The organism is Clostridium sp. K13 (genome assembly GCF_019734195.1).
Lineage (GTDB): Bacteria > Bacillota > Clostridia > Clostridiales > Clostridiaceae > Clostridium.
Window position 1 is genome coordinate 154,395 of record NZ_JAASHM010000001.1, and the last position, 19,869, is coordinate 174,263.

At 26.6% G+C, this 19,869-nt stretch carries 18 protein-coding genes; 13 read left to right on the forward strand and 5 right to left on the reverse strand.

Annotation, left to right across the window (positions count from 1 at the left end; all coding sequences use genetic code 11):
- The first annotated feature begins 25 nt into the window (after positions 1–25).
- From HCG76_RS00750 to HCG76_RS00770, 5 genes are all read left to right on the forward strand, one after another.
- The gene (locus HCG76_RS00750) at positions 26–331 is read left to right on the forward strand and encodes a YlmC/YmxH family sporulation protein (RefSeq protein WP_221698436.1); all 306 of its coding nucleotides are present in this window, start codon (positions 26–28) and stop codon (positions 329–331) included.
- Between the two features lie 21 nt (positions 332–352).
- Entirely contained in the window at positions 353–1,555 is a 1,203-nt protein-coding gene (dapG, locus tag HCG76_RS00755) for an aspartate kinase (protein ID WP_221698437.1), read from the forward strand.
- Between the two features lie 156 nt (positions 1,556–1,711).
- Positions 1,712–1,987 carry a hypothetical protein gene (locus tag HCG76_RS00760; protein ID WP_221698438.1) on the forward strand — a complete coding sequence of 92 codons (276 nt, stop codon included), beginning with the start codon at positions 1,712–1,714 and terminating at the stop codon, positions 1,985–1,987.
- A gap of 98 nt (positions 1,988–2,085) precedes the next feature.
- On the forward strand, positions 2,086–2,535 hold the full coding sequence (locus HCG76_RS00765) for a DUF2383 domain-containing protein (RefSeq protein WP_221698439.1): 450 nt from the start codon (positions 2,086–2,088) through the stop codon (positions 2,533–2,535).
- 62 nt (positions 2,536–2,597) lie between these two features.
- The gene (locus tag HCG76_RS00770; RefSeq protein WP_221698440.1) at positions 2,598–3,389 is read left to right on the forward strand and encodes a hypothetical protein; all 792 of its coding nucleotides are present in this window, start codon (positions 2,598–2,600) and stop codon (positions 3,387–3,389) included.
- 19 nt (positions 3,390–3,408) lie between these two features.
- Here the strand turns inward: HCG76_RS00770 and HCG76_RS00775 are convergent, their stop codons facing one another.
- From HCG76_RS00775 to HCG76_RS00785, 3 genes are all read right to left on the reverse strand, one after another.
- Complete coding sequence (locus HCG76_RS00775) at positions 3,409–4,317, reverse strand: DUF5685 family protein (protein WP_221698441.1); 909 nt, start codon at positions 4,315–4,317, stop codon at positions 3,409–3,411.
- A 42-nt stretch (positions 4,318–4,359) separates the two neighbouring features.
- Positions 4,360–5,181, reverse strand: a complete 822-nt coding sequence (locus HCG76_RS00780) for a J domain-containing protein (protein ID WP_221698442.1) — start codon at positions 5,179–5,181, stop codon at positions 4,360–4,362.
- A gap of 92 nt (positions 5,182–5,273) precedes the next feature.
- The gene (locus HCG76_RS00785; RefSeq protein ID WP_221698443.1) at positions 5,274–5,711 is read right to left on the reverse strand and encodes a molecular chaperone DnaJ; all 438 of its coding nucleotides are present in this window, start codon (positions 5,709–5,711) and stop codon (positions 5,274–5,276) included.
- A 186-nt stretch (positions 5,712–5,897) separates the two neighbouring features.
- Between HCG76_RS00785 and HCG76_RS00790 the strand changes: the two genes are divergently transcribed.
- Both HCG76_RS00790 and HCG76_RS00795 read left to right on the forward strand, forming a co-directional pair.
- On the forward strand, positions 5,898–6,251 hold the full coding sequence (locus HCG76_RS00790) for an arsenate reductase family protein (RefSeq protein ID WP_221698444.1): 354 nt from the start codon (positions 5,898–5,900) through the stop codon (positions 6,249–6,251).
- Positions 6,252–6,445: 194 nt separating this feature from the next.
- Positions 6,446–9,691 carry a DEAD/DEAH box helicase gene (locus HCG76_RS00795; RefSeq protein WP_221698445.1) on the forward strand — a complete coding sequence of 1,082 codons (3,246 nt, stop codon included), beginning with the start codon at positions 6,446–6,448 and terminating at the stop codon, positions 9,689–9,691.
- Between the two features lie 53 nt (positions 9,692–9,744).
- Here the strand turns inward: HCG76_RS00795 and HCG76_RS00800 are convergent, their stop codons facing one another.
- Together HCG76_RS00800 and glmS are read right to left on the reverse strand one after the other, a co-directional pair.
- Positions 9,745–9,912, reverse strand: a complete 168-nt coding sequence (locus HCG76_RS00800; protein WP_221698446.1) for a hypothetical protein — start codon at positions 9,910–9,912, stop codon at positions 9,745–9,747.
- Positions 9,913–9,947: 35 nt separating this feature from the next.
- Complete coding sequence (glmS, locus tag HCG76_RS00805) at positions 9,948–11,771, reverse strand: glutamine--fructose-6-phosphate transaminase (isomerizing) (protein ID WP_221698447.1); 1,824 nt, start codon at positions 11,769–11,771, stop codon at positions 9,948–9,950.
- A gap of 817 nt (positions 11,772–12,588) precedes the next feature.
- Between glmS and HCG76_RS00810 the strand changes: the two genes are divergently transcribed.
- The 6 genes from HCG76_RS00810 (at position 12,589) to HCG76_RS00835 (ending at position 19,817) form a co-directional block, all read left to right on the forward strand.
- Entirely contained in the window at positions 12,589–13,194 is a 606-nt protein-coding gene (locus HCG76_RS00810; protein WP_221698448.1) for a 50S ribosomal protein L25, read from the forward strand.
- Positions 13,195–13,323: 129 nt separating this feature from the next.
- The gene (locus HCG76_RS00815; protein WP_221698449.1) at positions 13,324–15,051 is read left to right on the forward strand and encodes a phospho-sugar mutase; all 1,728 of its coding nucleotides are present in this window, start codon (positions 13,324–13,326) and stop codon (positions 15,049–15,051) included.
- 117 nt (positions 15,052–15,168) lie between these two features.
- Positions 15,169–16,260: a tetratricopeptide repeat protein gene (locus HCG76_RS00820; protein WP_221698450.1), complete on the forward strand. Its 1,092-nt coding sequence runs from the start codon at positions 15,169–15,171 to the stop codon at positions 16,258–16,260.
- Between the two features lie 16 nt (positions 16,261–16,276).
- Positions 16,277–17,023: a WecB/TagA/CpsF family glycosyltransferase gene (locus HCG76_RS00825; protein ID WP_221698451.1), complete on the forward strand. Its 747-nt coding sequence runs from the start codon at positions 16,277–16,279 to the stop codon at positions 17,021–17,023.
- Between the two features lie 135 nt (positions 17,024–17,158).
- On the forward strand, positions 17,159–18,268 hold the full coding sequence (locus HCG76_RS00830; RefSeq protein ID WP_221698452.1) for a glycosyltransferase: 1,110 nt from the start codon (positions 17,159–17,161) through the stop codon (positions 18,266–18,268).
- A 46-nt stretch (positions 18,269–18,314) separates the two neighbouring features.
- Positions 18,315–19,817 (forward strand): lipopolysaccharide biosynthesis protein, encoded by a 1,503-nt coding sequence (locus HCG76_RS00835; RefSeq protein ID WP_221698453.1) that lies wholly within the window; start codon positions 18,315–18,317, stop codon positions 19,815–19,817.
- Positions 19,818–19,869 lie beyond the last annotated feature (52 nt).

The window sequence follows — 19,869 nt, forward strand, 5'->3', positions numbered from 1 at the left end:
TATGTATAACAAGGAGGTAAGTATTATGAAGGATTTTGAATATTACGAAAAAAAGCCAGAAAGTCAACTTAGAGACTTAAGTGAGTTAGAAAGATATGAAATTTTTAACTTAGAAAGTGCAGAAAAGTATGACAGCGCTCAAAATATTGATTTTATAATTGACGAAGAAGGATATCTTAAATTCCTGGTTGTTGGTATTAGTACAAGTAAGTTTAGCTTCTTTGGTAGTAAGGAATATGTTGAAATACCATGGGAATGTGTAACAAAGGTTGGAACTAATGTCATAGTAATCTCTGCCGAGGAAGGAAAGATAAAAAGAGCGAGAGCTTAAAAAACTTAAGGGGGAGATTCCTTGAATATCATAGTGCAAAAGTTCGGAGGAACATCTGTATCTACAGAGGAAAGAAGAAAACAAGTAATAAAAAAAATAGGGAAGGCAATTGAAAATGGATTTAAGCCAGTAGTAGTAGTATCTGCTATGGGAAGAATGGGAGAACCATATGCTACGGACACCCTATTATCACTTGTAGATAGTAATTTTAAAAATAATAATAAAAGTGCTCAAGATTTATTAATGTGTTGTGGAGAAATAATAAGTTCAGTAGTTTTATGTAATGATTTATATAAGCATGGAATAACTGCAGTACCATTAACTGGAGGGCAAGCAGGAATTATAACAAATGAAGTTCATACTGATGCACAAGCTATTGATGTAGATACTCATAATATAATAAAGATTCTAGAAGCTGGAAAGGTACCAGTAGTAACAGGATTCCAAGGAGTTACTAGAAATGGATTCTTCACAACTTTAGGAAGAGGTGGAAGTGATACCTCAGCATGTATATTAGGAGTTGCATTAAAGGCTAAAGAGATAGATATATATACTGATGTTGATGGTATAATGACAGCAGATCCAAGAATGGTAGAAGATGCATCTCTTATAAATGAAATGACATATAATGAAGTGTTCCAATTAGCTGATCAAGGTGCAAAGGTTATTCATCCAAAAGCTGTTGCTTTAGCTAAAAAGGGTAATGTACCATTAGTTATTAAGAATACTATGAATGATTCAAAGGGTACTGTAATTAAGAGTAATGTTTCAGAAGAGGAAAAAAGATTAATTTCTGGAATAACTCATTTAAATAATAGAATACAAGTAAGAGTAAGATTATCAGAAAATAAAGGTAAAAGCTCTTACAGAAGTCTTTTAGAATTATTAGCTAAAAATCATATTAGTTTAGACTTAATAAACATTTTCCCAGAACATCAAATGTTTACTATTGATTCAAGTGAAAAAGACAAACTTTCAGAAATTATGAGTAAGGCGGATATTAAGTATACTACTATTGAAGAATGTAGTACTATAGCTGTTGTTGGAGCTGGAATGAATGGAGTACCAGGAGTTATGGCAAGAATAATAAATACTTTAACAAGTAATGAAATTGAAATATTACAAACAACAGATTCAAATATGACTATTTGGTGTTTAATTTATACTAAAAAAGTTCCTGACGCAATAAGATTACTTCATAAAGAGTTTGGTTTAGGTAAATAGTTAATAAAAAGGTTCTTTAGTAAAGTTTAATATATTTTACTAAAGAACCTTTTTGTTTTATTTTATATAATAAATAATTATTAAGTGTATTTTAATATATAAGAATTTTATATATAATATATATATATATTATTTACGTAAGAAGGAGTAAGAGTTATGGAAATAAATTTTAATGAAAAAGCAAAAGAAGCCTTAGAAAATTTAGTAAGAGAAAGTTCAGAAGAATATGTAAGAATAAAAGTCTTCTATGGATGTGGAAGACCTGGATATGAATTATATTGTGATTTTAAGAGCGATGATGACGTTGAAGAAGTAATAGAGGGAATTAAGTTTGTTGTAAATAAAAAAGATGTTAGAGCTTGTAATAAGCTTGAAATTAGATATGATAAAGAAGTTTATAATAAGGGATTTTATATTAAAGATTTAGATTAGTATAGAGGCTATGCAATTTTTTTGCATAGCTTTTAATTTTATAAATATTATTAAAAAAATTTGGGAAAAATAATGTAAAAAGGTTAGAGGTGAAAAATATGAGCGATAAAACAATTAAAGAATTAAATAAATTTCTAACAGGAATTCATATGGGAGGGGCTACTTTTAAAGATTATTTAGATAAAGCACAAAATTTAGAATTTAAAAGTACTTTAAAAAAAATTATAGAATCATTTAAAGTACATGAAGCAGCTATAACTCATAGAATAGAAGCATTAGGAGGAAATGCAAGTGATTCATTGGGGATAAGGGGAAATATAGTAGAAGCATTTGAAAAGATAAAACTTATACCTGTTGATACAGATGCTGAAGTTTGTGAACATGCAATAAAGGCTATTAATATGGGAATAAAAAATGCAAATAAATTTATGGAAGAAAATAAAAATATGGAACAAAATGTAATGAATGATATAAAAGGTGTAATAAAAGATTATGATGATCATTTAGCTGTTTTAAACAATTTAAAAACTAAATTATGCAAATATTAGTGAAATTTTTGAGGTTATGGTATATACTTATTAAGAGAAATTATAGATTGTGAGGAATTTTTATGAAAAAATTATTAAAAACATCTGGAATATTAGGAATTTTGACTATTTTTGTTTTAATTTGTTTTGGATGCAGTAAGAATGTCGAAATGGTAAGACCAGCTACAGCAGAAGAAGCAATGGATTTATTTAATAAGTATAACTTAGAAAATAATGTAGAAGAAATGGTTAAATTATATTCAAATGAATATATAGATTATCTTGGATATGATGCAAACCAAATAATAAAGGTAATGAAGAAAAATAGAAAAGAGCTTAATATAAAATCATCAACAACAAAAAGTATAGAAGATATAAATGAAAATTTAAAAAAAGCAGTAGTAACTATTTCAGCAGTAGTAGATGGTAATGATACGACTGAGGATTATGTATATGCAATAATTAAAGAAGATAATGGATGGGCAGTTTCACCAGATGGTATTACTGAATGCATAGATTTTGATGTTCCAATGGATAAGGAAAAAGAATTTAATTTAAACTTAGTTAAAGAAGCTGTTCAATTTGATGGTGCACTTATAAGAGTTAATTTATATAATGGTACTAGTAATTCTTATGTTTTTGGAACTGCAGATGAGAAAACAGAAATTGTAGTTGAAACAACAGAAGGAACATTTAAAAGTGTAGTAGAAGAACCACAAAAAATAGATAAAAAAGCAAGAAGTTACTTTATAGCAAAAATTCAAGATTTAAAAGGTGACATAACAAAAGTTACAGTAACTTCATTATTTGAGCTTGATAAAGATGGAAATCCAATTGTAGATACTAAACAAGATATAACAGCTTATAGTAAATAAAATAAATACCAGTAGCTTTTTAGCTACTGGTATTTATTTTATTATTTTCTATAGCAGGTATTTTATTTACAATTTCATAGTATTTATTTATCATTCCTAAATTTATTACATTTTCAATAATACTATAATGTTTTTTGAAAGGAATACCTTTAAGAAAATCACTACAATTTACAAGACAATTTGAAATATAAAAGTCAATCTCATTAATACAAGATAAAATTAATTCATCAAAGCTTAATGAATTTGAGTTAAATAATACATTATATGGATTGAAATTATTAGTATTAAGATCATCTTTCAAATCATCAAGAGCATCTATTAAATAAATCCATTTTCCTATAAAATATCCAAGGTTATATAGATTTTCTCGTAGAGTATTTGAGTCATCTTCAAATTCATATGGATAATCACTCAAAATACTTCCCATTACATCACTAAAAGGATGAGTTATTTCATCTAAGGAAGAAAAATTTTTTTCTCTTTCAAGATAAGATAATAGTTCTATATTTTTTGAAATTTTATTAGAAATATTGTCTAATTCAAGTAAGCTTTTTTTTGACGATGAAGAAAGGAGAAGTTTAAAAAGTTTACTTTTTACACTTTTATCATCCTTTATGTTATCTTTTAGTTTGTAATCAAAAAGGAGTATACTTAAATTAGCACAATAATTTAAAGCATTTGTTTTTTTTGTTATTATAATGTTTTTACTTGGGTGTCTTAAACATTTAATTGAATCAAAATTTAGAGGAGTACCATAAAGTCCATCTAATAAAAATCCTATAAAGGTTAAGTCGTAATTTAAACAGAATCTTGGAATATTTCCGTATTCTCTTTTAATTTCATTACATAAACCACAATAATAGCTTCTAAAGTATTCAAATTCTTTAAACTTTAGTTCGCTTTTAAGAGGTGTAACATAGCCAAACATTAAACTTCTCCTTTATTAAGGTAAAATATATTTAAATAAGAACTAGCACATTCCACCGCCGCCTGAATTTCCACACATATTCATTCCGTTTCCGCCACCCATTAAGCTTTGCATAAGCATATTTTGCATAGGATTACTACCTCCACCCATGCCACCCATCATGTTAGCTATATTACCCATAGGATTAGCATTGTTAGCAGCATTATTCATTCCATTAGCAGGATTAGAGTTATTCATAGGATTAGCGCCACCAGCAGGATTAGCTCCGCCCATTGGACTACCAGCAGAATTATTCATAAACATATTTAAAATATTAGGATCTATTCCGCCTCCACCACCGGAGCCACCGCACATATTGTTTGTTTGACCGCCGCCACCACACATATTATTGTTATTATTATTAGCACTGTTATATTGCATTGCTCTAGCATAATTTGCTTTCATTTGTCTAACTTTTTTTACAAGAATCATTAAAGCTTGTTGATATTCTTCATTATTAGGATTTAATTCAGCTGCTGTTTTTAAATGATTTACACCAGCTTGAAACCATCCTTTCTTTAATAAAACAAATCCTTGTAGATAATTCCATTCTGGGGAAGTCTTATCAGCTATTAGATTAAGCTCTGTTTCAGCTGATAAAAATTGCTGATTTTCGATTAAGCTTCTTATATCTTTATATTTTAGGTTATTAGTCAATAAAGTATAAGCCTGATTTATCTCCTCGAGTTTATCCTCTGCAAGGGGTTCTTCAATGGAATCATTAAAATTATTTACACTATAGGTATTAGCTAATGATTCGTAAGCATCTTTAATTTCGTTTAATGAAGCATTTGGTCTTATGCCAAGCACTTTATAAGGGTTCATATATAAATCTCCTTAGAAAAGATTACTGAATTATTATAATATATTCAGAGTAATCTAAATAAGTGCTTCATATAAATTCTTAGAATTAAAGATTAAATACAATCAATTAAATCTCCACCCATACATTCACAACATTGATCTAAGCATATTAAATCGCAGCAACTAAAATTACCACAGTCACAACAATCACAACAGTCATCGCAACAGCAGCAAGAACAGCCACGATTACGACGTCTATAGCCATTGTTATAATAATCATCAGAGTAATGTCTATGCCTACTCATTAAGCTAATAAGATGATTTTTATATAGTGTATTATTAGGAGAAAGAGAAACAGCTGTTTTTATATGACTTAAAGCTTCATCAAACCAAGCTTTTTTTTCTAATAATAAACTATAAAGATAATGATAATCAGCATTTTCGTTAGAATATGAATATAATAAGCTTTCAGCTGATAAAAAATCTCTTTTATTAATTAGATTAATAATTTTGATAAATGAATTATTGTTAATAGAATATGAACTATTCATAATAATCACTCCTTAAGATATAGTATATAAGTATTAATTAGTTAAAAGTAATATTGTATTTATTATATACAATATTAAGAAATAAATCATTATTTAGAAAAAACAAAAGAAAAATTTAAAGATAATATTTACTATTATATAATAATTATGTTAGAATTATAAAAAATAATTTAAAAGGAGATAATTATGGAAAAGTTATTTTTACAATATCCAAAATGTACTACTTGTAGGAAAGCTAAAAAGTTTTTAATAGAAAACAATGTAAGTTTTAATGATAGAGATATTACTATAGATAATCCAACAGTAGAAGAATTAGAAAGATGGATAGAGTTAAGTGGATTAGAAGTTAAGAAATTCTTTAATACTTCAGGTGTATTATATAGAGAGATGAATTTAAAAGACAAAATAAAAGAAATGTCAAAAGATGAAATGATAAAGCTTCTTGCAACTGATGGAAAGCTTCTTAAAAGACCACTTTTAATATGTGAAGATAAAGTATTAGTTGGTTTTAAGGAAGAACAATATAAAGAAATATTATAAAGTTAAAGAAAGTATATATAAAAATAATCTATTGGGTAATATTAATTCAATAGATTATTTTTTATTTTAAGAAGTCTATGTTATTGTGGTAAAATATTTATTAGTGGTTTTTTATTGATAATTTTATCTATATAAAAAGCATTAATAAGTATTTATATAATAAATACAAAGTTTATTTAATGAGGTGGAAGAAGTTGGACATAACACAATTAAATACTTTAATATTAAAAAAAGATACGAACAATCGTCTACATAAAGGGATGAGATGTTATAAGGAAGGATTAGTATTGGATGTTAAGTCTATGGCAGATAAAGATTATGGCTCTTTAGATATTTATGGAAAAGTAATGTCAACTACTGATATTAATGTTTATAATACTAACTTATCTTTTGATATAAAGAAGAACGATTTAATTTATACAGAATGTAATTGTATTGATTTTGAAAATAACTGTGATTTTAATTCTACATATATATGCAGGCATATTGGAGCCACATTTTACAAGTTTATTGAAGCTGTGGAAGAAAAGAAAAGGTTAAAAAATAAATCAGATATTGTTACAAATGAGAGAAAAAAATTAGATTATGCTGAAATTATTTTAAAGGAAATTGATAGAATTATTAGACATAAAAAAGAAAAGGTAAACTTAAAAATAAATATTAGTAAAAAAAGCTTAAGTAAATATGATTTTTATTATGAGTTAGATTTAAAGATAGGAACTAAAAAATATTATGTGGTAAAAAATATAGCTGATTTAATTAATGCTAGAAAAAATAATATAAGAATATCATATGGAAAAGAATTTAAATATGATCCTGTAATTCATTATTTTTCAGAGGATGATGAGAGAATTTTAAATTTTATTGAAGAATATGTATCATTAAGGCAACCTTTTGAAAAAGAGTATTCTGTGCAAAGGATAACTAATAATGTTTTTGGAAGTAATAAAACTTTATTTATTCCACAAAGTGCTTTAAGAAGATTTTTAAATAATATTAAAAGTGAAAGTATTTCAATTACTAATGAAAATCAGACTATTGAAGACATTGAGGTTGTTAAGAGTGATTTACCTATAAAGTTTAATATAAAAGAAGAGGAAAGTGAAATAAAATTATCATCTACTTCAGAGTTACCAAGATCTATGACTTATAAGGGCGATGTTTATTTATATAATAATAAATTATATTTACCATCATTAAAGCAAATAAAATATTATAAATCTATAAATAATATTTTAAATAAAGAAAGTGTTATTTCCTTTAAAAATAAAAATAAGCAAGAAGTAATTAATAAGGTAATACCATTATTAGAAATTATAAGTGATGATATATATATCGAGGATAGTTTAAGTAAAAATATAATTAAAGAAGATTTAAAAGTTGAAGTTTATTTTGATAGAGAAAGAAACAAAACTTGGGCTGAAGTTAAAGCTATTTATGGTGATTCGAACTTTAATATATTAAAGGGGCCTAAGGATAATGAGTATATAATCAGAAATATAAATGAAGAAGAAAAATTAGAAAAAGAATTAAATGATTTATCATTCTATAGAAATAATGAAAAATTTATTTTTAATGGAAGTGATGAAAAGCTTTTTGATTTACTTTCAGGAGATTTAAGAAGTCTTAAGGAAAAAGCTACAATTTTTTACTCTGATAGATTTAGAGAAAGAAAAATTTATGGTTCTACATCAATTAATGCAAAAATTTCAGAAGGAAGTGGGAACTATTTAGATTTTACATTTAGTATTGAAAATGTAAATGAAGATGAGTATAAGAAGATACTTCAAGCTTTTAAGGAAAATAGAAAGTTCTTTAAGTTAAAAGATGAAAGTTTTATTGATTTCAGAGATGAAGAAGTTAGAAAATTATTTAATCTTGTTGATAGTTTAAGTGATGATGTAAATATAAAGTCTAATGAGATAAAGGTTCATAAAAGTAAATCAATATTTTTAAATGAGTGTATAAAGGATAATAATTTATTATTTGTTGAAGGAAAGGATATTGTAAAGCATATTGCAAATAAAGTAGAAAACCTAGAGGAAATAGATTATAAAATTCCACAAGAATTAAAAGCAACTTTAAGAGATTATCAATTAACAGGGTTTAAATGGTTTAAAACATTAAGTCATTATGAGTTTGGTGGAATACTAGCTGATGAAATGGGATTAGGGAAAACAATACAAACTATTGCATTTTTATTATCAGAAAAAAATAAAAAAAGTATTATAATTACACCAACATCATTAATATATAATTGGAGAAGTGAATTCGAAAAGTTTGCACCTACAATGAAGATAAAAGTTGTTCATGGTAATAAAGAAGATAGAATATTTACAAAAGAAGAAATAGAAGAATTTGATGTATTATTAACTACCTATGGAACTTTACGAAATGATTACGATTTATATGAAAATATAAAATTTGATTTTTGTATAATAGATGAAGGGCAAAATATTAAAAATCCTTTATCACAAAGTAGTGAGGTAGTAAAGGAGTTAAATGCAAAAGTGAAATTTGCATTAACAGGTACTCCTATAGAAAATAATTTAATTGAGTTATGGTCATTATTTGATTATATTTTACCAGGATATCTTTATTCAAAAAGAAAGTTCCAAGATAAGTTTATTAAAGCAGAGAAGGGTTCAGAAGAGCTTAAAAAACTTATTAAGCCATTTATATTAAGAAGATTAAAAAGTGATGTAATGAGTGAACTACCAGATAAAATTGAAAAGAGATTTTTAATAGAAATGACAGAAGAACAAAAGAAGGTATATAAGGCTTATGTAGATGATGTTAAGATAAAAATGAAAGAGAAAGATTTTACTAAAGATAAAATAACAATTTTCTCTTATTTAACTAAGCTAAGACAGCTTACATTAGATCCTTCAATATTAATAGATGGATACACTGGTGGTAGTGGTAAGATAGATGTTACTGTAGAACTTGTAGAAAACTTTATAAAAGAAAATCATAAAATACTTCTATTTTCACAATTTACATCCGTACTTGATAGCATAAAAAATATATTGGAAGCTGAGGGAATAGAGTGTTTCTATTTAGATGGATCAACAAAGGCTTCAGAAAGAGTACAGTTAGTTAATGAATTTAATGCTTCAGATAAGGTAAAGATATTCTTAATTTCATTAAAGGCTGGAGGAACAGGGCTTAATTTAACATCAGCAGATGTAGTAATTCATTTTGATCCATGGTGGAATCCAGCAATTGAAGATCAAGCAACAGATAGAGCTCATAGATTTGGGCAAAAGAATGTTGTAGAAGTAATTAAGCTTATCTCAAAGGGGAGTATAGAAGAGAAAATAATAAAGCTTCAGGAAAGTAAAAAAGAAATAATAAATGAGATAATGAGTGGAAATTATACTAATGGAGGATTCCTTAGTAGCTTAAGTTCTGATGAAATAAAAGAGCTTTTTAATTAATATAAAAGAGCACTGAAAATATTAATTCAGTGCTCTTTTCATATTATATTAAATTAATTAGATTCTTTTAATAAATTTTCAAGGTCAGAAATAATAACTTTAACTAAATCCAACTTTCCTTTTGCATAATCAGGATCATTTAACCAATCTATGCCCATTGATAAACATTTTTCAGTTTCTTTATATTCACTTAATAATTTTAATATTATATCATTATTCATATAATTTCAGCCCCTCTTCATACTATAAAATTTAACTACTCAACAGTTACTGATTTTGCTAAGTTTCTTGGCTTATCAACATCGCAACCTTTTTGTTTTGCAATATAGTAAGAAATTAATTGAAGAGGAACAACACTTACAAGTGGAGTTAGTATATCAATAGTTTTTGGAATATAAACTATTGAATCAACAACTTCTTTAGAAGTAGTATCACCTTCATTTACAACAGCAAAGATATTTCCACCTCTTGTAGAAACTTCTCTTACATTACTAATCATCTTGTCTTTTAAAGCTTCTTGAGTTAAAAGTGTAATTACAGAAGTATTTTTTTCTATTAAAGCAATAGGACCATGTTTTAATTCTCCACCAGCATAAGCATCACAATGGATATAAGATATTTCTTTAAGTTTTAAAGAACCTTCCATAGCTACAGCATAATCAAGACCTCTTCCTAAGAAGTACATATCTTTGTGATTATAGTGAGAAGAAGCAAATTTTTGAAGTTCATCCTTCATACCTAAAGCTTTTTCAATTTTGTTTGGTATTTCTAATAATTCAGATTTAATTTCTTCGATTTCACCTTTTGACATAGTGTCTTTTAATGAAGCAAAGTATAATCCTAAAATATAAAATGCTGCTAATTGAGTAACATATGCTTTTGTTGAAGCAACTGCTATTTCAGGGCCTGCTAAAGTATAGAATACATCATCAGCTTCTCTTGAAACAGAAGAACCAACAACGTTAGTAATAGCTAAGACTCTAGCACCTTGTTTTTTAGCATCTCTAAGAACAGCTAAAGTATCAGCAGTTTCACCAGATTGAGATACAACTATTAATAATGTTTTATTTGTTATCATAGGATCTCTATATCTAAATTCAGATGCAATATCAATTTCAACTGGAATTTTAGCGAATTTTTCTATTACTGTCTTACCAACAACTCCAGCATGATAAGCAGTACCACAAGCTACTACATAGATTTTATCAAAGTTTTCTAACTGTTCTTTAGTAAATGTAATATTATCAAGTGTTATTTCTTTACCTAAAGCTATTTTACCAGCTAGAGTATCTTTAACAGCTTTTGGTTGTTCGTGAATTTCTTTTAACATGAAATCTTCAAAACCACCTTTTTCAGCTGCATCTATATTCCAAGTAACGTGATAAATTTCCTTTTCTATTTTTTCGCCTTCTTCATTTTTAAGTTCAATACCTTTTTCTGTAAGAATTGCAAATTCTTTATCTTCTAAAAGGTAAACTTCCCTAGTATGGTTTAAAACTGCAGGAATATCTGAAGCAATGAAGCTTTCATCAGTACCAAGCCCAACTATAAGAGGACTATCTTTTCTAACAGCAATTATTTTATCAGGTTCATTTTTAGCAATAACACCAATAGCAAAACTTCCTTCAAGTTTAGAAGTTGCTTTAACTACAGCTTCAAATAAATCACCTTCATAATAGTAATCAACTAAGTTTGGTATAACTTCAGTATCTGTTTCAGAGAAGAAAGTATAACCTTTTGAAGTTAACCATTCTCTTAATTTCATATAGTTTTCTATTATACCATTGTGAACAACACTAATTGTAGCATTCTCTGTAGTATGAGGGTGAGAGTTAACATCAGATGGCTCACCGTGAGTAGCCCATCTTGTGTGTCCAATTCCTATATGACCTTCAATAGGATTTTCAATTAAGCTAGTAGCTAAATTATTTAAACGACCTTTAAATTTTCTAACATTAATTCCGTTATTAAGAATTGCAACTCCAGCAGAGTCATAACCTCTATATTCTAATTTTGATAAACCTTCTACTAATAAAGTAGATGCTTGTCTCTTTCCAACATAACCAACTATTCCGCACATAAATAAATCTTCCTTCCAAATTTTAAATTATTTTTTATGATTTTATTGTGAGAAGATATTCTAGTATTTAAAAAAGGGTATACTAATACTAGGACATCAAAAAACACAATGAAGGTTTTAACACCAGACTAGGATTGTCCTACAAATCACTTCATAGTTTTACTAGTCGCTAACGGTAGTGCGATACCGTGGGGCACCCGCCGAAGAATTCGATTCTCCCCATCCTCGTCAACTTAAGTGAGCCTCTAAATCTTCGATTTAGTCAGGCGAACTTACTCAGCGGAAGCTGAGTTTCCTTAGGGTTAGGCAAATTTATTTTTAATTACTAAAATTATAATTATATTTTGCCCAATTAAGGATTATAAATTCACTTAAGTTCTGGCGCTTTTATGAAATTATTTTCTGGCATTTTACTATAATAATCACTTCCTTTATCAATTATTTAGTATACCACCACATCATTTTACCATAAAAATAAAATTTGTCTACAGTGAAACTAAAAAATGGGATACAATCCTTAAATTGTAACAATATGCAATATTAATATATGCAAAAAAGAAAATAAAGTAGATAAAAATAATAAAATCAGGAAAAATGAAAAAGTTTTTTTGAGTAAATGTTTTCTATAATATATAGAAAGTAAAGTTAAAAGAATAATTTTATTAATAGTAAATTTAAAATTATTAATATTTAATTATATAAGAAGTTTTTGAAAAAATAATATTTTTATGGATAAAGAGTAAATGTAATGTATAAATTCAATAATATTTGTCAACAATACATAAGAGAATTTTAAAAACATTGGAGGTAATGTGAAGTGTCAAATTTAGAAATGAATAAAAGACCTATAGATGTTCCCAATAGTGCAAAGAAAGCAAGAAGAAATGGGAAGGTTCCAGGTGTATTATACGGTAAGAAGATTAATAACTTATTGTTTGAAGTTGGAGAATTAGAATTATGCCATGAAATAGGTGTTAATGGAGAACATGGTGTATTAGAATTTAACTTAGATGGAGAAACTCATAAGGGATTAATAAAGGAAGTACAAAGAGATCCAGTTACTAATAAAATAATTCACTTAGACTTAGAAGAGTTAAAAGGTAAGAATAAAATAGTTTCAGCAGTTCCTATTCATTATATAGGAGAAGAATATTTAAATAAAAAAGGAATTGTATTACAAAAAGAAAAAGATAGTGTAAAGGTAGAATGTTCAATAGAATCATTGCCTAAATATATTGATTTTAATATCGGAACTGGAAATGTTGGATCAGTTTATAAATTTGGTGATTTAGAAGTTGCATCAGAAATATCTGTTTTAGATGATTTAAATTCAGTTATTGCTTCAGTAAGTTATGAACGTAAAACTGTTCAAGAAGATATGGAATTAGCACAAGAACAGGATACAAAAGGTATAGCAGAATAGAAAAAAATAAACTAAAAATAATAGATATAGATAATTTTCTCTGTATCTATTATTTTTTTATTTAAATTTTTTAAAGTTTGGTATATAATAACTAAAGTATGGATAGTGAAAATGTTTAGGAGGGATAATATGGATTACAAAGAGAGATATAATGAGTGGTTAAACTCAAAGGTAATATCAGAAGCAATAAAAGATGAGTTAAGAAACATTAGTGATGAAAAGGAAATTGAGGATAGATTCTATAAAGAATTAGATTTTGGTACTGGTGGATTAAGAGGTGTAATTGGAGCTGGAACTAACAGAATGAATGTATATACAGTTTCAAAGGCGACACAAGGATTTGCAAACTATTTAAATAAATCTTTTGAATCACCAAAGGTAGCTATTGCATATGATTCAAGAAATATGTCAAAGGAATTTGCAGAAGCGGCTGCATTAACTCTTTGTGCAAATAATATAAAGGTATTTTTATATGAAAGTTTAAGACCAACTCCAGTACTTTCATTTGCAGCAAGACATTTAAAGTGCCAAGGTGGAATAGTAATAACTGCTTCACACAATCCAAAGATATACAATGGATATAAGGTTTATGATGAATTTGGTGGTCAAGTTACAGATGAAAAAGCAGGTATAATAATTGGAGAAGTTAATAGCATAGTAAATTATGAAGATATAAAATCTATTTCTGTTGAAGATGCTTTAAAGGATAATCTTTTAGAGTATATTGGAGAAGAAGTAGACAAAGCATATATTGAAGAAGTTAAAGGACTTACAATAAGAACCGAATTAGTAAAAGAAAAAGCTGAAGACTTAAAAGTTATATATACTCCAATACATGGTAGTGGTAATATGCCAGTAAGAAGAGTATTAGCTGAATTAGGATACACAAATGTAGAAGTTGTTAAGGAACAAGAAATGCCAGATGGTAACTTCCCAACAGCATCTTATCCAAATCCAGAAAATCCACAAGTTTTTGAGTTAGCTTTAGAAATGGCTAAAACAAGCAATCCAGATATAATTTTTGGAACAGACCCAGACTGTGATAGAATTGGTGTTGTAGTAAAAGAAAACAGTGGAGAATATAAAGTTTTAACTGGTAACCAAACAGGACTTTTATTAACAGATTATATGTTATCAGCACTTAAAGAAGAAGGTAAATTACCTTCAAATGGAGTTGTAATCAAAACTATAGTTACAACTGAAGGTGCAAGAGCTATAGCTAACTACTATGGTGTTGAAATAATGGATGTTTTAACTGGATTCAAGTACATTGGAGAAAAGATAAGACAATTCCAAGAAGCTGGAGATAAAAAGTATTTATTCGGTTTCGAAGAAAGTTATGGATACTTAGCTGGAGAATTCGTAAGAGATAAAGATGCTGTAATAGCATCAATGTTAATAGCTGAAATGACTCTTTACTACAAAGAACAAGGAAAGAGCTTATATGAAGCATTAATAGATCTTTACAATAGAATTGGATTCTTTAAAGAAGACTTAATTTCAATTGAGTTACAAGGTAAAGAAGGACAAGAAAAGATTGGTAAGTGCTTAGAATCATTAAGAAGTACAGCATTAACAGAAGTTGATGGAGTTAAGGTTGCTACTAAGCTTGACTATAAGTTAAGTAAAGAAGAAAACTTAATTAATAATACTGAAAGTGTTATCAATTTACCTACATCAAATGTATTAAAATATATATTAGAAGATGGTTCTTCATTTGTTGTTAGACCTTCAGGTACTGAACCAAAAATGAAGATCTACTCAGCAGTTAAAGGTGAAAGCTTAGTAAATGCTGAAGAAAAGCTAGCAAGATTTAATGAAAAAGTTATGGAAATAATAAACGAAAAGTTAGCATAATATAAGAAAAAGCTATCGGGATGCCGATAGCTTTTATTATTTTAGTATTTAAATTGAAAGTTTTATGTTAATACTGTATTATGAATAATGAAATAATTTACTAAAGGAGTGTAACTTATGGATTATAAGGTAAAAATTAAAGAAAGATTAGGTAAGTTATTATTTTTAGAAATGAATAAGGATGGGTTTAAAGAAAATATAGGAATACCATCATATGTAGCTTTTAAAAATAAAGATTTATATTTACCAATTAGTTCCGAATATATTAGTTCTAATATAAATGATGAAATAAAAATCAAGAATCTTCCAATATATTATTTTATAGAAGGTATGTTCATTGTAATTGGAAGTGATGAAAATTTAAGATTTAATGATGACTATGAGCTTATATTAGATTACATTAAGGATACTGAAACTTGTATAAAATCTTTAATAAGCAAAAGAATAGAAGAAAAGAGATATTTAGATGCATATCTTCTATTAAAAGGTTATTATACATATTCTAAAGATTTAGAAGTTATGAAAAAAATATTACTTGTAGGGGAGACTATTAAGGAGGAAGAAGCAAGTTTTAAAGATATATTACTTGAAGATATAGACTATTGTATATCAAATAAGTTAAAAATTGCTGATCCATATTTATATAAGGCTATACTTTTAAAAGATGATGGTGATTTTAAAGGAGCTAAGGTTGCAATAAATGAGTACTTCAATAATGGTGGAAAGGTAACACCAGAGATTGAAATAATAAATAATGATATAAATAATATATCAGATTATGAAAAGGCAATAGAACTATTAGCAGAAGAGCCAGCTAAAAGTATAGAAATATTACTTAGATTAGGTGAAGAGTTTGAAGAAAACCCACTTATTTTCTATTATTTAGGAATAGCTTTTAGAAAATTAGAAAATTATCATAAAGCTATTTATTACTTAAAGGAAAGTATAAAGAGAGAAAGTGGAATTCTTGAAGTTATAGTTGAATTAGGATTAAATTATGCATGTATTGGTGAATTTGAAGAGGCTATTAAATATTTTAAGAAGGCCTTTGAAGCTTCAAGAGATGTTGAAATATGTACTAATATTATTATGTGCTACTTAAATCTTAATGATATAGAAAATGCTAAATTACATTTAGATATAGCAAAAAAATTAGATCCTGAAGATGAAATAGTTAAACAATTAGAAGCTATGATAAATAAGGGATAATAAAGGATGAGTTTATATGGGGAAAAAAGAAAAGTTCAAAACTATAAATATATTAGGTTATAATATATTTTCAGAGAATATAGAAAAATGTGTAAAAACTATATTTTCTTATGATAAGGTGCATGTTGTATCTGGAAATCCTGAGGTTTTATATACAGGATTAAATAATAAGGAATTATATGATAACTTTACAGCAAAGTCATCTTTAATAATACCAGATGGTGTAGGAACACAAATTAGTGGTAAAATTTTAAAAACACCTGTTGAAGAAAAGATTGCTGGAATTGAACTTATGAAAAGAATAATAAATGAATGTGAAAAAAGTGGTGAAGGAATTTATTTATTAGGAGCAAGTGAAGAAAATTTAAAAGTTTGTGCAGCTAATATATTAAGAGATTATCCTAAGATTAATATTGCTGGATATCATAATGGTTTTTTTGATTTAGAAAATCCAAAAGAAATATTAGAAGAGATAAAAAGTAAAAAGCCACTTGCTTTATTTGTTGCAATGGGATGTCCAAGGCAAGAAAGATTTATAGCAAAATATATGAATGAGCTTCCATGTAAAATATTTATGGGAGTTGGTGGAAGTTTTGACGTAATTGCTGAAAAAGTAAATAGAGCTCCAAGATGGATGATCAATATAGGTATGGAATGGGCTTATAGGGTAGCTAAAGAACCATGGAGAATTAAAAGACTTGGAAGTATTCCTAAGTTTATATGGATTGTTATAAAAAGTAGGGGAAAGAATAAAAAGAAGTAAAGATTTAATTGTTGTTTTAGGCAATAATTATATCAATTTAAAGTATATTGATAAAAGTTTAGTTATAAACAATAGAGCTTATATAAATGTATACATTGTATATTTTAATATAAGCGTATAGAAGGGATGATGAGAGTGGAAAAAGTAAGTATAATCATACCTGTATATAATGTAGAAAAATATTTAAAAAAATGTTTAGACTCAATAACAAATCAAAGTTATAAAAACTTAGAAATAATAATAATAGATGATGGATCTACAGATAATAGTTTAGAAATCGCAAAAGGGTTTGAAAAAAATGATAGTAGGATAAAATTATTAACACAAAAGAACTCTGGTGTAAGTGAAGCTAGAAATGTAGGAATAAAAACTGCTACAGGAAAATACATAACTTTTGTTGATAGTGATGATTGGTTAGAGCTAGATATGTATGAAAAGTTAATGGAGAGAATTGAAAATCCATATAAGTATTTAAAACCTGATATTATGTTAGAGGGTAAAGATGAATGTGATTATAGTAGCAATGAAATTGATTCTATAATTTATAGTTTCACAAGAGAATATAAGGATAGAAGTGAAGCAGAGGTAATTCCTTTTGACAAGAATGTAATTTTAGTAGATGAAGAAATATATAGTAAGTGGATTCTAAATTTAATATCAGGCGAAGATGAGAGAGAAAGCTATATAATGGCTAGTATTTGGAGATGTATTTATAGAAAGGATATAATTGATAGGTATAATATTTTATTTGATAAAGAATTATCTTATGCTGAAGATTTAGTATTCAATTTAAAGTATTTCATTAACTCAAAAAAAATATATATATACAATGAAGCTTTATATCATTATAGATTTAACACAAATTCTGCAGTAACTAAATATGATAATGAACTTTGGAAGAAGAATTTAAAAGTAAATGAAGTTATTGATGATATTTTCAATAAAAATGAAGATAGAGCTAATAATGATATTAAAATTAATAATGATTTAAAAGAAAGAATTAATAGTAGGTTAATTTCTGTATGTGTTGGATCATTAGTTAATATATTTCATGAAGATAATAAAGAATCGTTAAATATTAAGTATAAAAAGGTGAAAGATATACTAAATGATAAAAAACTGGTAGATGTTAAGAAAAACTATAATATTAAAAATAAAAAATATAAGCTTTTAACTAGTAATATTCCAATTATACCAATAGCCATTATTAATTTGAATAAGATAAAAAAGAGCTTAATAAAATAAAAAGTCATTTGTAAGTATTTTTAAGTTAAATATAAAAGGAGAAAAAATGAGAACTAAAAAGGCATTAATTAATTCAAGCACAAATATATTATGTTTTATTATTGCGTTTATACCTAGCTTAGTTATTAGAAAGATTTTTTTAGATACATTAGGAAATGATATTTTGGGATTAAACTCTTTATTTACTAATATAATAGGGTGGCTTTCTATAGTAGAGTTAGGCGTTGGAACTGCAATTGTCTATTCGCTTTATAAGCCTTTTGCAGATAATGATAGAAGTCAGATAAGAGCGTATATAAGGTTCTATGGAAAGTTCTATAGAAGTATAGGTTTTGTTATATTAATAATAGGATTAATAATTACACCTTTTTTAAAGTATTTTATAAAGGGTGATATTGATTTAACTTTAGTAAGTGTAAGTTTTATATTATTCTTAATTAATAGCTTTATATCATATATGTTTTCACATAGGTTATGTATATTAAATGTTGCACAAGAAGAATATAAGGTTACAATTGGAACTACAATTTCAAAGCTTATAATAACATTAATTCAATATCTTATGCTTAAGGTATATCCAAATTTCTTGATATTTATAGTAGTACAGATAGTAGTAAATCTTGTATACTTCATAATTATAAATATGTATATAACTAAGAAATATCCTTGGTTAAATGAAAAAAAAGAAAACTTAGATGAAAAAACAAGCAAGAGCCTATTAAAAAATGTTAGAGCTATGTTTATGCATAAAATAGGGGATTTGGTTGTTAATAGCACTGATAATATAGTAATTTCAAAGTTCGTTGGACTTGGAGCTTTAGCTAATTATGCAAATTATCAAATGGTAATTGTAGCATTTCAAACTGTGGTAAGTAGAGGATTAATTGGACTTACTGCAAGCATTGGGAATATGTTATCTACAGAAGATAAAGAAAAAGCTTATAATGTACATAAAAAAGTGTTTTTCTTAAACTTTTGGGCTGTATCTTTTATTGTAATATCCTTATATAATACATTAAATCAATTTATAGGAATGGTTTTTGGTGAGAAGTATTTATTAGATGCATTAACATTTGCAATAATATTAATGAATGTTTACTTTGCATCAATGAGAGGATCTGTTGAGCAATTCCAAAGTGGAAGTGGTAATTTCTATCAAGATAGATATGCGCCGATAGTGGAATCAATAATAAATATAGTAGCATCAATTGTTTTAGTAAGATATATAGGTATTGCAGGTGTATTTATTGGAACATTAATATCTAATTTTACAGTAGTTTTTTGGACTAAGCCTTATGTTGTGTATAAATATGTTTTTAACAAGAAACTTATAGATTACTTTAAGATGTATTTTAAATATTTAGTTATAGCATTAATTCCATTGATAATTACTGGATTTGCTACAGCGCCATTTAAAAATGATTATAGTATAATAAGCTTTATTATAAATTGTATAATTAATGTAATAATAATTAATTTATTTTATTTAGTGGTATTCTTTAAAAGTGAAGAATTTAAATATTACTTATCAATATTTAAAAGAAGATAAAATACTAATAGAAGTAAATAGATAATAAAAAAGGGATGCATAGGAGGATAAT